Origin of the sequence: Lawsonella clevelandensis, from assembly GCF_003241315.1 — a bacterium.
Taxonomy (GTDB): Bacteria; Actinomycetota; Actinomycetes; order Mycobacteriales; family Mycobacteriaceae; genus Lawsonella; species Lawsonella clevelandensis_A.
Map to the genome: position 1 here is coordinate 99,218 of NZ_QFOZ01000004.1, position 12,637 is coordinate 111,854.

Here is a 12,637-nt window from a genome sequence, read left to right on the forward strand (position 1 = left end):
TACATGTTCCGGCCCTTCATCATGCTTGTTTTCCTCGGTATTGCCGCCGGTCTTGTGGGGGTCATCGTGAACCTGCGCTGCATGGAATTCAACGCAGAAGCCATGGTGCACTCCGTTTTTCCCGGTATTGTGGCCGGTGCTCTCTACTGGGGAATAGACAACATTGTGCCGAGTGCCGCTATTGTGGCCGTGATCGTCGCCATCGCCCTCACCTGGCTGGGACGATCCCGACGCATTAACGAAGCCGGCACCGCCATTGTCCTCACCAGTTTCTTCGGCTTCGGTATTGTCCTCTCCCTCTACAAAGGGGACATGTCCGGGCAGTTGGAGGCCCTCATGTTCGGACGCCTCCTGGAAGTCTCCGACACGCGCCTCGTGCAGTCCATTCTGGTGTGCCTCATTGCCCTTATTGCCATTGGGGTGTCGTGGCGGGCGCAAATATTCCGCGCCTTCGACCGTGACGGCGCCATGGCTGCCGGCATGAATGCCACCGCCGTGGACTTCCTGGCCAACGCCGCCATTGCCGCCGTCGTGGTGGCCTCCAGCTCCGCGGTGGGTATTCTGCTGGTCGTCGGCTACCTGGTGGTGCCGGGTGCGGCAGCCCGCCTAGTGACGCGTCGTATCTCCACCATGGTGCCAGTCGCTATTCTGGTGGGCGTCGCTGGCGGCTGGTTCGGCATGTGGCTTATGACGGTGGATTCACCCCACCCCATCTCCCCGCAGGCCGCCGTCGCCCTCTCCGTGCTAGCCATCTACGTGCTACTCCTACCCGTGGGGTATGTGATGCGGAAGTGTGGCTACTCCGTGCGGAAACGAGGTGCGAAAGCATGAACGCCCTCACTACGCTAGCGGCGGCAGACCTCACCAGTGTTTCCGGCTGGGATATTCTCCGCCTTCCTCTCCTCGAAGCCATTCTGGTCGGTGCACTAGGTGGATTGGTGGGATGCCTAGCCGTCCTCCACCAGCGCATTTTCTTCACCGAATCCGTCACCCACGCCACCTTCCCCGGCGCAGTCCTAGGGGTTGTGTGTGCGGTACCACTGGTGACCGGCCTGGGCACAGTGGAACGCCACACGGTTCTTTCCCTGTGTCTTTTCGCGGGCGCCGCCATTATGTGTATCCCCATGGCGTGGCTCATGCATCAGCTGGCCCGCATTCCCGGCCAGTCCTCGCAGGCAGCCGCCGGTATTGTGCTTACGCTGGGGTTCGCCCTGGGGTATTTCCTGGTGAAATGGTTCCAGCCGCTACCCCTGCGCATTGAGAGTTTCCTTACCGGCTCCGTCCTCAACGTGCAGGCGGCGGATGTGATAGCTGCGGCAGTTATCCTTCTTATCGCCATTGCTATTACCGCCGCGGAGGGGTGAAAACTCGTCTTTTACGCTTTTGACCAGTCTGGTTTTCAGGCGGTTGGTCTTTCCGGAGCGCGTGCGGAGGGCGTCATTCTTATGCTGATTGTGGCCACCATTGTGGTGCTCATTCCCGCCGTCGGCACTATTCTCCCCGTGGCACTTGTGGCCGCCCCCGCGGCCGGGTTGGCCCCCCTTATGAAATCCTGGCGGAGTCTCTTCGTCGCGGCGCCACTCACCGGCGCCGCCATCGCACTGCTGGGTGTGGTGGTGAGCGTGTGGTGCGAATTGTCCCCCGGAGGCATGATCGCCGTCATGGCCGGCATTTTCTACCTCATCATGATGGTGGTGAAACATAGTATGCGCCGTGTGCGTCGCTAACTGTGTGCACGAAGATGCTTAGGCTATGTTGCTTTTTTCACCGTGCGCCTAATAAACTTGCACCCAGTGTTCATGTGTTTTTCACAGTTCACACAATTTAACTTGGAGGCGTGCCAGAGCGGCCGAATGGGGCTCCCTGCTAAGGAGTTGACCCCCTGCGGGGTCCGGAGGTTCAAATCCTCTCGCCTCCGCGGTTACCACACCCCCGACTGTTTACCGCAGTCGGGGGTGTTCGTCTATATCGGTATGGTCAGCCGTGCCGTTATCCCACGCGTTCTTGTTGGCACCCCATGCGCTGTCTTATATGTCACCCAAACAGTTATCACCAGGCAAATCCCAGTTTACGGGCCTGTTCACAGCAGCTAACGGTTAAGCAATTTTGCATCAGCACAAAATACGCATATACTTTTTCTTGCTGCACATGCTGCTGCATCGCAGTGGGCGCCCGTAGCTCAACGGATAGAGCATCTGACTACGGATCAGAAGGTTGGGGGTTCGAATCCCTTCGGGCGCACAAACGAAAACCCTGGTACTAAAGCGAAACGCTAAGTACCAGGGTTTTCTTTATATATAAAACTTTTTACCAATTGGTACACTGTGAGTGAGGACGGTAGAAGCCTCTGGCTCACAGCTACGTGAATTTTATAAGGCTTAGGCGACGCGTCGTAAAAGGCGCGTCGCCTCTTATATGTCTTTACAGTCGCATATCGTTTGCCTTTTTCAGAACTGTTCTCAAGTACAGTCGACATTCTGCGGTAGGTTTACCTCTATGAGTATCTTCAACCTGGATGCGAAGCAGGCCAGTGCGACGTTTGATAGCCGTAGGAATACGGTCACTATTACGCATGAGGATTCTCTGAAGAATGGGGGGAAGCCGTTAGAGATTCCGGTGGGGGCGTTGCGGAGTGTGACGTGGGGGAGAACTCCGCGGCAGGGGAGGGAGCGGCTCACGTCGCTAACGTTTGTTTTTCGCCGGCCGCGGCGTGGAATACCAAGAAGAATGCAGGTGGGGCGTATGCGGGCCGTCACCACCCGCACCAATATGGAGTTTGTGGAGAAACTGCAGGACGCTATCGCCCATACGCAGCCTAATGAGGATTGGCAGCCGGAGGTGGATTACGCCACGCTGGCGCGGGTGAAGCAGCGCACAGTGTGGGCGAATACTCTTGTGTCGGTGCTGGTGGTGGCGGTAGTGACGGCGGGTATTGTGCTGGGGGTGCAGGCCGGGCATCGTGGCGACCATAGCGACACTGGCTCAGGGCATGGCGCGGATAGTAGCGCCGCGGGGAACGGCAGTACAAGCAGCAGTAACGGGGGAGACGCGGGGAGTATTGTGGGGGATCTTTCGCCCGATGCTATTGCAAAGCTACCCGAGGCGAAGCGGGTGGAGCTTTTCCATGAGTATTTGTTGACGTTAGGGATTGATGGATCCCAGCAGGATGAGGTAAGTACTGCGCGGGCAGTGTGTCAACAGTTCGATAGCGGGTACACGTTCGACCATATTGCTGTCGCATTATTGAATGTTGATAATGGCATGACGGCGCAGCAGAAGGGTCAGTTTATTAGCGCGTCGGTAACGTGGTGGTGCCCACAGTATGCGGATTTTTAGGCCCCTGTCATTACTTTTTGGTGTGTGACCATCGCTTTTTAGTGGTTGGCGTCACTAATGCAGCGTGTGTGTAAACCACAACCTGGTCGTTTGAATAGGAAGATACGGGGGCGGTATGTACACTCATACGTGGGTAGAGAATATAGCTTCTCACTACCCACACAGGCTACCGCCCTTTGAGTGTTTCGGGCGGTGAAGTGACTGTGACGTTGCGTGGCGGATGGGAGATCGCCACGGTATAAGAGAACGTCAATTGTGTACAGTCGCTTACGTGAAGAGGCCGGGAACGATACATGCAGAAGCGAGTAGGTATCGTCTCCGGCCTCTTTTATTAACTTCCCCTTAACTTGTATTCATTCTGAATACAAGTATAAAGTGGGGGCGTATGAGTGAGACACCTGAGATACCCGAGAAGACTGACATACCTACGACATCTGACATTCCTACGAGATCTGACACAGTTGAGACCTCTGACGCAGTCGAGATAACCGATACCCTCGAAAATCGAGAATCAATTACGACACTCGTCGCAGAGATCGCTCGACTCACTCGCACTTACCGGCGTATCGCCATCGCCATCAGCACCTCATCTGGCTTGGGCTGCACCGAATTCGGTATCCTCTGGCACCTCAAACAACAAGAGGACAGCGCCGCTTCAACAGCTGTTTCAACAGCCGCGGAACCCCACACCAGTACGGGCGGTATTCGCATTAACGACATCGCCACTATCCTGCACCTCAGCCAGTCTGTTATTTCCCGGCAGGTCGCAGGCCTTGAAGAACGTGGACTCACCTCCCGCACTCCCGACCCCCAGGACGCCCGCGCCACCCTCATTACCCTCAGTGACAAAGGCCGGAATACTCTCGCTGACGTCATGAAACAACACTCCATCTTCACTAAAGAAGCCCTTAAAGAATGGAGCGACAACGATATTGAGCACGCCGCGCACCTACTAGAACGCCTCAGTATAGATATGCGTGACAAGCTCCTCCACCAACCCACCCTACGAGCCGACGAAGGAGGAAAAGAACAGTAGTGAACACCACCACTAAAGAAGATAAAAAAGCACGCCGCCGCGAAGTGCTCCAAGCACTCATCGGTGTGATGGTCGGCGTTTTCGTCGCCATGACATCCCTCACCATTGTGGGAACATCACTCCCCACCATGATTAAGGAACTACACGGTTCCCAAACCATGTACACGTGGGTCATTACCGCCAGCATGCTCTCCTCCACCATCGCCACCATCATCGCCGGCAAACTCGCTGACCAATTCCACAAAAAACACCTCCTGATGGCTGGCTTCGCCCTCTTCGCCTTCGGCTCCCTCCTCTCCGGATTCGCCTGGAACACGGGCGCCCTCATCGGCTTCCGCATCGTGCAGGGCCTCGGACTGGGCCTCCAAATGTCCCTCTCCCAGGTTGTTATCGCCACCGTCACCAGCCCCCGCGAACGCGGCCAATACAACGGCTACCTGGGTGCTGTCATCGCCTTCGCCACTGTCGCAGGACCAGTTTTCGGAGGTTTCATTGTGGACCTCATGGGCTGGCGCTGGTGCTTCTGGATTGGCGTCCCCTTCACCGTCATCGCCATGATCGTCGTCCAGCTAAAACTGAAAGTTCCACCCGCCCCCAAGCGCACACCCAAAGTGGACTATCTGGGCGCCGCCCTCATCACCATCAGCGTTATCCTCTTCATGCTGTGGATGTCCGAAGCCTCCAAGAAAGCCTCCCCTGCCACCTGGCAATTCTGGGTACCCCTCGTCCTCGCCATCGTTATTGGGGTAGGGTTCGCCTTCTGGGAACGGAAGGCCGCCGAACCGATCATCCCCTATAAAGTCCTCAATAACCGCATTACCAAACTGGCTATCGCCGTCTCCATCGTTCTCGGTATCTCGCAGAACTCCGTCAGTATCTTCATGGGCCAGTACTTCCAGATGGGCCGCGGCTACACCCCCACCCACTCCGGACTAGCCCTGCTCCCCATCGCTTTTGGCTCCCTCATCGCCTCCACCGTATCCGGACTTATCGTCTCCTCCCACGGCAAATGGAAACCCTCCGTCACCATCGGCATTGGCACCATGATGGTGGGAACCATCATCATGATGTTCTGCGACGCCACCACCCCCTACTGGTACATTTGCCTCGGCCTGGCCCTCATCGGCATTGGCCAAGGCGCCTCCATGCAGAACCTTGTTCTGGCCGTCCAAAACACCGTCGCCTACAAGGACATTGGCGCCTCCACCGCTGTTGTCACCTTCTCCCGCTCCATGGGCGGTACCATCGGCCTGCAGATCCTAGGCGCATTCTTCAACCGCAGCCTCACCCGCCATGTCACCGCCGGCGCTCACGACCTTATTCGGCACGGAATTGACGCGAAGCAACTCACCGAACTCTCTCACATTGGGGACCTCTCCATCCTCTCCTCCGGAGACGAAGTAGCCCACATGGTGATGAACTCCTACGGGAACTCCATCAAAGTCATCTTCATCTGCATTGGCATTGTTTCTATCCTTGCTTTCGTGGGTGTCCTCTGCATGCACTCCACCGTGCTACGCGACTCCATTGACCTCGACACGTCCGAGGGCAACGCTGGCACAGCTGCTAATGCCCCTAGTGCTGGGACTGGCAGTGTTCGATCTGGTAGTGCTGAGCCCGACCGTGCCGCTTCTGCCGGTGCTGTTCCTGGCAGTGCTGGGTCTGACAATGCTGTGTCTGACAGCGCTGGGTCTAGCGGTGCTAGCGTGCCGCTTCTCCGCACGGCTGACCGCGACGACCTTCACCCCATGGATCTGGGAGAAATCTGGGATCTGGGGGACAATGTTCGCCTGCAACGCGTCTACAGCCCCGGCACAGCGCCAGCCAGTGTCGCCCCGAACGACACAACTCTGAACGACACAACTCCCTAGCGGGCTAGCTCAGCTTAGTGGGCTAGCCCAGACTAGCGGCCCAGCTCGTTCATAACCGTGCGATAACGCTGGTGCGCGGCATACCCTGCCTCCACCAGCGTTTCGCATGTCCCCTCCGTGGACAGCTCCCGGTAACTCTGCTGCAAAAGGCCAATAGTTTCCGCCAGCACGGGCAGAACCGCGTCCCGATTCCCCTCACACATAGCACGCACCAGGGCCGGCGCGGAGCCCGCCACCCGCGTCCCATCTCGGAACGACCCCGCCGATAGCCGCAACGCCGTATCCCCGCCCCCCACGGACTCCGTCACCGCCGCCACAGACAATGCCTCCGCCACCAAATGCGGCACATGAGAAATACAGGCCACCGCCCCATCGTGGGACACCGGATCCGTCTCCACCACCACACTGCCGGCAGCCACCGCAATATCACGAACCCGCGCGGTAACATCATCCGCCCCACCTGTCATAACCACCCAGGTGGCGTTTTCAAACAAGGCCGGATCGGTTGCCCCCCAACCAGAATTCTCCGTTCCCGCCATCGGATGCGACCCCACATAGGTGGCGGCCAACCCCGCCTCCTGCACTATCCGCAGCACCTCCACTTTCACCGACACCACATCGGTGAGGGGGCACTGCGGCGCATGCGCGGCAATCTGGGACACAATATCGCGCAGAGCGAACAAGGGCACCGCCATCACAATAAGCGCATTCTCCCGCGCCGCCCGCTGCAAAGTAGCGGATAGATCACCGGACACATCCATGCCGTCAGCCGCCGCTTGCTGCACAGTAGAGGCACTCCGGTTCCACCCAAAAGCGGGGTAGCCGGCTGCCGTCAATCTCCGTAACAGAGACCCGCCGATAAGGCCTAAACCCACAATGCACACGGGCTGTGATACAGACTTCTCTGCAAGGGACTGACAATTTGAATTCATGTAGCTACCGTATGTCATATGGATACGAAATACCCGCAGAAGAACCGTCTCCAGAACAATTATGAGGATTTGCGGAACTTGAAGCCTACCGGGGCGAACCCCCCAGATGACTCCACCTCCGCACCCACATACGCCCTGGCCGTGGCGCGCCCAGACAACATTTGGCGCGTTACCCGCCTATCTGCTGACGCATGGGAAAATTTCGCCTGCTTTGACAAGGATATTCGCAGTATCCGTACAGAAGGCGTCAATTTCGGTATCCTCAACCGGGCCTGCGAGTACTTCATTATCGTGCGGCCCGGACCAAAGGGAACAAAACTTTTCGTCAGCGACCTCGATGCCGCCCTCGACGACAATTTCGTCATAGACGCCTTGGAGGAACGCGGTTACGACACGGAAATGGGAGAGGACTGGGAAGGTTCCTGGGGTATAGGCGACTTCAGCATTCTGGAAGACATAGGCCTGCCGGAGTCAGTATTAAGCGTCATTGTGGACGATGACGAAAGCTGGGCCGACGACCAGATCATGGAAATCGCGGAAACACTCGGGTTCGATGAAGAACTGGAGCAGGCGGTCGAATACTAGTGCCCATTATTGGTGCTGGCCTGCCACAACCCACCCACGTCGCCACAAATGAAGCCCTCATGCGCCGGGCCCTGGCCCTCCTCGTGGACAGTGACGGCCACGACGTACGCCCTGCCGACTGCCAAGCTGACGTTCCCGTAGCCGCTCTCATCGTCGACCCACAGGGGCGGATCGTGGCGGAGGCCGTCAACCGGAGGGAAGCCGACGGGGACCCCACCGCCCACGCGGAAGTACTGGCCTTGCGTGCCGCCGCGAAGATTGTAGGGGACGGCTGGCGGCTGGAGGGCTGCACCCTGGTCGTCACACTAGAACCTTGCACGATGTGTGCCGGGGCCGCGGTAGGGGCCCGCATCAAACGCATCGTCTTCGGTGCCTGGGAGCCGAAAACGGGAGGGTGTGGATCCCTCGTCGATATTCCGCGCGCGCCGGGCGCCACCTACACACCGGAGGTTGTGGGAGGAGTACTAGAGGAGCAGTGTGCCGCCGTCCTGGAGACGTTTTTCCAGGAGAAACGTTAGCCGGTGGCCGCGCTGGCTTTCCTCTTTGCCCATAATTCACGTATAGTTTTCCCCGGTGGCGTGTCTGAGCGGCCGAAGGTGCTCGCCTCGAAAGCGAGTGTTGGTTAACCCCAACCGCGGGTTCAAATCCCGCCGCCACCGCCAAATGTAGTAGCACACTGTAGTAGCGCTACGAGAAAACGTTATATACCCTGCGCGGGTAGCCTTTTGCGCTAGTTAGCTGCGCTTTGTAAAAACCATTGTTCCGTGTGGCAGAATCCCTGTGCTACCAGCGGGGGAAAGTGTGAGATACGTGCCACCCACGGAATGTTTCACAATGGTGTACGTGTTAGGGCGGGCTAGCATAGCGCTAAATGCTCGCTGGGTAGCGTGCCCATACTGGCAGTAACGGCGCGTAATGCCGACACTGCTAAAAGACAGGATATTTCCGGTAGATGTGTGGGTGATGGTGTATTTACCCACAATTCTGTTGCAGGAATCGTCCCCCGTCACCGTGCCATGACTAAACTCCAGGCTGCCGCCGGAGAAGCTACCGCCGGCGGGGCCAAGGTAACGCCATTCCACGTGTTCAAGTGCGGGATCCGTAACTCTTGTGTGGTGGAAATCCGTGGCGGAGGCTGCAGGAACCCCGAGAGGCAGAGCTCCGGGAGACAGAGCTCCGAGGGGCAGGGCGGCGCCCAGTGCGGTACCTAGGATAATGCCCAGTGCAGCACCTGCAGAGCCTATGCGGCGCAATGGTCTTGTTAGCGTGGAACTCGCGGTTGTTTCTTTGTGCAGCATGTGTGGGACCTCGTCCTTTCGTTAAAAATTACTGTTACCAGGTAAAAGAGTTAGCTGTGTACACTAAGTGAGGTATTTGTCTGCTAGTTTTTGTTGAGAAAGAGAAGTGTATGCGTCGGCCTTTCGCACGAGCTCTTATGGCTGTGATTACTGCTTTCTCGGTTGGTTGTGGACTCCACGCCGCCCCGGCTGGAGCTGCCCCCGCTGAAGAAGCCTCCCCTGTAGCTCATCTTGTTGGTAAGCGTTGGATCGGGAAGCAACTCCTGGAAGTTAAGGTGTATAGCCCCTCCATGAAGCGAGTTATCACCAACCAGGTGATGACTCCCCGGGGAATGAAGCGAGCCCCCGTATTCTATCTTCTTTCCGGCATGTACGGTGGCGACGGCGACCAGTGGGCCCACCCCGCCTCCGGCGCCCGCGGATTCTTCAAAGACAAAGATGTTTATGTTGTTAATCCCATGGGGGCAGCGTCTACCTATTACACGGACTGGTATCGGAAAGATCGTGTTTTAGGTTATAAGCCCATGTGGGAAACCTACCTGTCGAAGGAACTACCGCCGGTTATCAATCACACACTCAACACCACTGGGCGTAATGCTATCGGCGGGTATTCCATGTCCGCCGGGACCGCTTTAGCGTTGCTTGCTAACCATGGTGATGTTTTTAAGGCGGGGGCGTCGTATTCCGGGTGCCCAGTATCGTCAAATCTTCCCATGAAGATGGTGACGATGAACTCGATGATCCTCAACACGCCAGGTGTGAACCCGCTGAACGCCTATGCGGGATTGATCTCCCCAGCGTGGATACATAACGATCCAGCGCTGCACATGAGCCAACTGCGTGGAAAGCCCATCTTTATTTCCGCTTCCACGGGTAAGCCGAAGATGCCGCCAGACGACCACGATATGCGCAAGCAGCCCGACTATTCGCTGTTGGAGCAGAATATTTATCTCTGCACTGCTCTTTTCCGCGGTATGGCTGACGCCGCCGGCGTAAAGTACGAGTTTTTCAACCAGCCTTACGGTGCGCATAGTTTTGGGCAGTTCGGCCAGGCCATGCGGAAGAGCTGGCCAATGATCGCGCGTGCTCTACACACCGCTATCTAACATCTCCGCGCCCTATACCTGCTTTTAGCTCTCTAGAAGATTCCATGGCAGTACACCAGCAGCCCGCCACCCCCTTCACCCTGGGTACGCACCTTAGTGAACCCACCGGCGCGCACGCTAGCGCATATGGCACTATCACTCGCCGTACTACCGGGGAGCCACTGGGCCGCACTGGTACTATCCACACTCCCCACGGGGATATTCACACACCCGCTTTTATCCCCGTGGGTACGCGCGCTACTGTGAAAACCCTGACACCGGAACAGATTCGCTCTACCGGTGCGCAGGCCGTCCTCGGTAACGCCTACCACCTGTATCTGCAGCCCGGCGCCGATATTGTGGATGAGGCCGGCGGCATTGCCGAGTTCATGAATTGGCATGGTCCCACCTACACGGATTCGGGTGGTTTTCAGGTGCTTTCTCTTGGCTCGGGCTTTAAGAAAGTGTTGGCGGCTGAGTTTGCTGGGACGGATCGTGATGGGGAGGTTCGCCGGGGTAAAGAGCGCATGGCGAATGTGGATGATGAGGGGGTGACGTTTCGCTCTCACTTAGATGGGTCGCGTCACCGCTTCACGCCGGAAGTCTCTATGCAGATTCAGCACCAGTTGGGTGCGGATATTATTTTCGCCTTCGATGAGCTCACCACGCTTCTTAATTCGCGCGGCTACCAGGAGGAGGCGTTGGAGCGAACCCGGCTGTGGGCGGAGCGGTGTTTAGTGGAGCATAGCCGTCTTACTGTTGAGCGCGCGCATCGCCCCCCGCAGGCATTGTGGGGTGTTATTCAGGGTGCCCAGTATGAGGATCTGCGCCGTAAAGCCTGCCGCGATCTGCAGCAACTTTCCTTGGAGTCGGAGGAGCGGGGCGGTGTTGGCTTCGGTGGCTTCGGCATTGGGGGCGCCCTGCAGAAGGAAAACCTGGGTACGATCGTGGGCTGGTGTAACCAGGAACTACCCGAGGATAAGCCACGTCACCTGCTGGGAATTTCGGAGCCGGACGATATTTTCACTGCGGTGGAAAATGGTGCGGACACGTTCGACTGTGTGGCCCCGAGCCGTCTGGGCCGCCACGGCGGTGTTTACACCAAGGATGGCCGTATGAATCTGGCGGCCGCCAAGTATAAGCGGGACTTCCGCCCTATTGACCCGGAGTTGGCGTCGTACACGTCCCAGAATTATAGCCGCGCCTATATTCGCCACCTGTTGAAGGCAGGGGAGAAGTTGGGGCAGACCTTGTGCACTATCCACAATCTGTTCTTTATTGTGCAGTTGGTGGATGGTATTCGGGCCTCTATGGAGGACGGCACCTACTGGGACTACAAGGCGGAGGTTATGGGCCGTTACTATGCGAACGGCGGCAGAAACATGATAGATCGCTAACTATTGCTGGCGGTACTGCTGCTGGCGGGGGTGTTAGCGGCGCTGGAGGTCTCAGGGCTGTCGAGATTATCCAATGACTGTTGGTAGGTGGGCTCGTGGTGTTTCATCCACTTCACCGCCTGGTAGGTGAGGGGGAGGACGATAATCTCCGCACATGTTTTCCACACGTATCCCACGGCCGCATAGTTCAGGAAGTCTTTACCGGTGGAAATACCGATAGCGGGTGCGGCTATGCTGCAGAAAATAAGGGTATCGGCTAGTTCGCCCACCAGGGTGGAGCCAATGAGGCGGGCCCAGAGACTTTTCTCACCCGTGTGTTCTTTAATCTTGACCAGTACCCAGGAGTTGAGGATTTCCCCCACCAGGTAGCCGGCCAGGCTGGCGATGAGAATGCGGGGGACAACGCCGGCCACGGCCACGAAGGCGTCTTGGTTGGTGTAGAAGTCGGCGGCGGGTAATTCGGTGGTAATCCACATGCATAGGCTCATCAGGACGAGGGCACTGAATCCCACCCACACAACGCGGCGCATGGTGCGGAAACCGTACACTTCGCTGATAACGTCACCCAGAATGTATGCCAGGGGGAAGAGGTAGAACGCCCCATCAGTGTCCAGGGGGCCTAGTTGGACGCCTTTTGTGCCGGTGATGGTGGAGATCATCATGACGGCTACGAAGAAGACTGCCAGCGGCATGACGTGGCTACTGGTGGAGTGTGCGAAGGCCGCGCGCGATGCGGCATGGGTGCCGTCTGCGGTAGCGGTGGTGTCCTGCGTGGGGTGTTTGGAGTCTGTCACGTGTTCCATTATGGCTAGTGGGGAGGCCGTTGGGCTAGTCCGCTCAGGAGGTTCGGTGTTCAGGAATACTTATGGGAATGTCCACAAGGGTGTGTAAGGGAAAGAATGGGAGACGCTGCTGGGACACTATTTTGGCGTAAAGACAACCTTTAGGTAAACTTCTACCCGGAGGATTCGCCTAGTGGCCTATGGCGCTCGCCTGGAACGCGGGTTGGGGTTTATAGCTCCTCGCGGGTTCAAATCCCGCATCCTCCGCCACTAGAAAGGCCCCGTCATTGCGACTTAGCATGACGGGGCCTTTCG

11 protein-coding genes, 4 tRNA genes and 1 pseudogene are annotated in these 12,637 nt (G+C 57.6%); 13 read left to right on the forward strand and 3 right to left on the reverse strand.

The annotated features are described in order from the left end of the window. Positions 1 to 3 precede the first annotated feature (3 nt). From DI579_RS04025 to DI579_RS04055, 7 genes and pseudogenes are all read left to right on the forward strand, one after another. Positions 4 to 831 carry a metal ABC transporter permease gene (locus DI579_RS04025; protein ID WP_303678793.1) on the forward strand — a complete coding sequence of 276 codons (828 nt, stop codon included), beginning with the start codon at positions 4 to 6 and terminating at the stop codon, positions 829 to 831. Continuing rightward, positions 828 to 1,727, forward strand: a pseudogene (locus tag DI579_RS04030) (metal ABC transporter permease). The gene DI579_RS04025 and the pseudogene DI579_RS04030 overlap by 4 nt, the downstream one beginning before the upstream one ends. A 104-nt stretch (positions 1,728 to 1,831) precedes the next feature. Then, positions 1,832 to 1,918: transfer RNA gene (locus tag DI579_RS04035), tRNA-Ser, on the forward strand. Between the two features lie 250 nt (positions 1,919 to 2,168). Then, positions 2,169 to 2,241 (forward strand) — tRNA-Arg (locus tag DI579_RS04040). 255 nt (positions 2,242 to 2,496) lie between these two features. Continuing rightward, the gene (locus DI579_RS04045) at positions 2,497 to 3,336 is read left to right on the forward strand and encodes a DUF732 domain-containing protein (RefSeq protein WP_290598526.1); all 840 of its coding nucleotides are present in this window, start codon (positions 2,497 to 2,499) and stop codon (positions 3,334 to 3,336) included. Positions 3,337 to 3,721: 385 nt separating this feature from the next. Further along, a complete protein-coding gene (locus tag DI579_RS04050; RefSeq protein WP_290598525.1) occupies positions 3,722 to 4,372 on the forward strand; it encodes a MarR family winged helix-turn-helix transcriptional regulator in 651 nt (216 codons plus the stop codon). Then, a complete protein-coding gene (locus tag DI579_RS04055) occupies positions 4,372 to 6,243 on the forward strand; it encodes an MFS transporter (RefSeq protein WP_303678751.1) in 1,872 nt (623 codons plus the stop codon). The genes DI579_RS04050 and DI579_RS04055 overlap by 1 nt, the downstream gene beginning before the upstream one ends. A gap of 32 nt (positions 6,244 to 6,275) precedes the next feature. Here DI579_RS04055 and DI579_RS04060 read toward each other — a convergent pair whose 3' ends face one another. Continuing rightward, on the reverse strand, positions 6,276 to 7,175 hold the full coding sequence (locus DI579_RS04060) for a prephenate dehydrogenase (protein ID WP_290598523.1): 900 nt from the start codon (positions 7,173 to 7,175) through the stop codon (positions 6,276 to 6,278). Positions 7,176 to 7,193: 18 nt separating this feature from the next. Between DI579_RS04060 and DI579_RS04065 the strand changes: the two genes are divergently transcribed. The 3 genes from DI579_RS04065 (at position 7,194) to DI579_RS04075 (ending at position 8,422) form a co-directional block, all read left to right on the forward strand. Then, complete coding sequence (locus DI579_RS04065) at positions 7,194 to 7,760, forward strand: tRNA adenosine deaminase-associated protein (RefSeq protein ID WP_290598522.1); 567 nt, start codon at positions 7,194 to 7,196, stop codon at positions 7,758 to 7,760. Beyond that, positions 7,760 to 8,278, forward strand: coding sequence for a nucleoside deaminase (locus tag DI579_RS04070; RefSeq protein ID WP_290598521.1), 519 nt, complete (start codon positions 7,760 to 7,762; stop codon positions 8,276 to 8,278). The genes DI579_RS04065 and DI579_RS04070 overlap by 1 nt, the downstream gene beginning before the upstream one ends. Positions 8,279 to 8,332: 54 nt before the next feature. Further along, positions 8,333 to 8,422 (forward strand) — tRNA-Ser (locus DI579_RS04075). A 72-nt stretch (positions 8,423 to 8,494) separates the two neighbouring features. On the opposite strand, the gene DI579_RS04080 is transcribed toward DI579_RS04075, so the two are convergent. Next, complete coding sequence (locus tag DI579_RS04080; protein ID WP_290598520.1) at positions 8,495 to 9,058, reverse strand: META domain-containing protein; 564 nt, start codon at positions 9,056 to 9,058, stop codon at positions 8,495 to 8,497. A 110-nt stretch (positions 9,059 to 9,168) separates the two neighbouring features. Here DI579_RS04080 and DI579_RS04085 point away from each other — a divergent pair, with 110 nt between their 5' ends. Together DI579_RS04085 and tgt are read left to right on the forward strand one after the other, a co-directional pair. Further along, positions 9,169 to 10,164, forward strand: a complete 996-nt coding sequence (locus DI579_RS04085; protein ID WP_290598519.1) for an alpha/beta hydrolase family protein — start codon at positions 9,169 to 9,171, stop codon at positions 10,162 to 10,164. Positions 10,165 to 10,208: 44 nt separating this feature from the next. After that, on the forward strand, positions 10,209 to 11,540 hold the full coding sequence (tgt, locus tag DI579_RS04090) for a tRNA guanosine(34) transglycosylase Tgt (protein ID WP_290598518.1): 1,332 nt from the start codon (positions 10,209 to 10,211) through the stop codon (positions 11,538 to 11,540). Here the strand turns inward: tgt and DI579_RS04095 are convergent. After that, positions 11,537 to 12,232: a queuosine precursor transporter gene (locus DI579_RS04095; RefSeq protein WP_290598549.1), complete on the reverse strand. Its 696-nt coding sequence runs from the start codon at positions 12,230 to 12,232 to the stop codon at positions 11,537 to 11,539. The genes tgt and DI579_RS04095 overlap by 4 nt on opposite strands. A 269-nt stretch (positions 12,233 to 12,501) precedes the next feature. Here DI579_RS04095 and DI579_RS04100 point away from each other — a divergent pair. Then, positions 12,502 to 12,592, forward strand: a tRNA-Ser gene (locus tag DI579_RS04100). The last annotated feature ends 45 nt before the right edge of the window (positions 12,593 to 12,637 follow it).

Bases quoted from the DNA above. Each gene is read 5' to 3' on its own strand.
- DI579_RS04025 (WP_303678793.1), top strand. From the start codon at position 4: ATGTTCCGGCCCTTCATCATGCTTGTTTTCCTCGGTATTGCCGCCGGT.
- DI579_RS04045 (WP_290598526.1), top strand. From the start codon at position 2,497: ATGAGTATCTTCAACCTGGATGCGAAGCAGGCCAGTGCGACGTTTGAT.
- DI579_RS04050 (WP_290598525.1), top strand. From the start codon at position 3,722: ATGAGTGAGACACCTGAGATACCCGAGAAGACTGACATACCTACGACA.
- DI579_RS04060 (WP_290598523.1), bottom strand. From the start codon at position 7,175: ATGAATTCAAATTGTCAGTCCCTTGCAGAGAAGTCTGTATCACAGCCC.
- DI579_RS04065 (WP_290598522.1), top strand. From the start codon at position 7,194: ATGGATACGAAATACCCGCAGAAGAACCGTCTCCAGAACAATTATGAG.
- DI579_RS04080 (WP_290598520.1), bottom strand. From the start codon at position 9,058: ATGCTGCACAAAGAAACAACCGCGAGTTCCACGCTAACAAGACCATTG.
- DI579_RS04085 (WP_290598519.1), top strand. From the start codon at position 9,169: ATGCGTCGGCCTTTCGCACGAGCTCTTATGGCTGTGATTACTGCTTTC.
- tgt (WP_290598518.1), top strand. From the start codon at position 10,209: ATGGCAGTACACCAGCAGCCCGCCACCCCCTTCACCCTGGGTACGCAC.
- DI579_RS04095 (WP_290598549.1), bottom strand. From the start codon at position 12,232: ATGCCGCTGGCAGTCTTCTTCGTAGCCGTCATGATGATCTCCACCATC.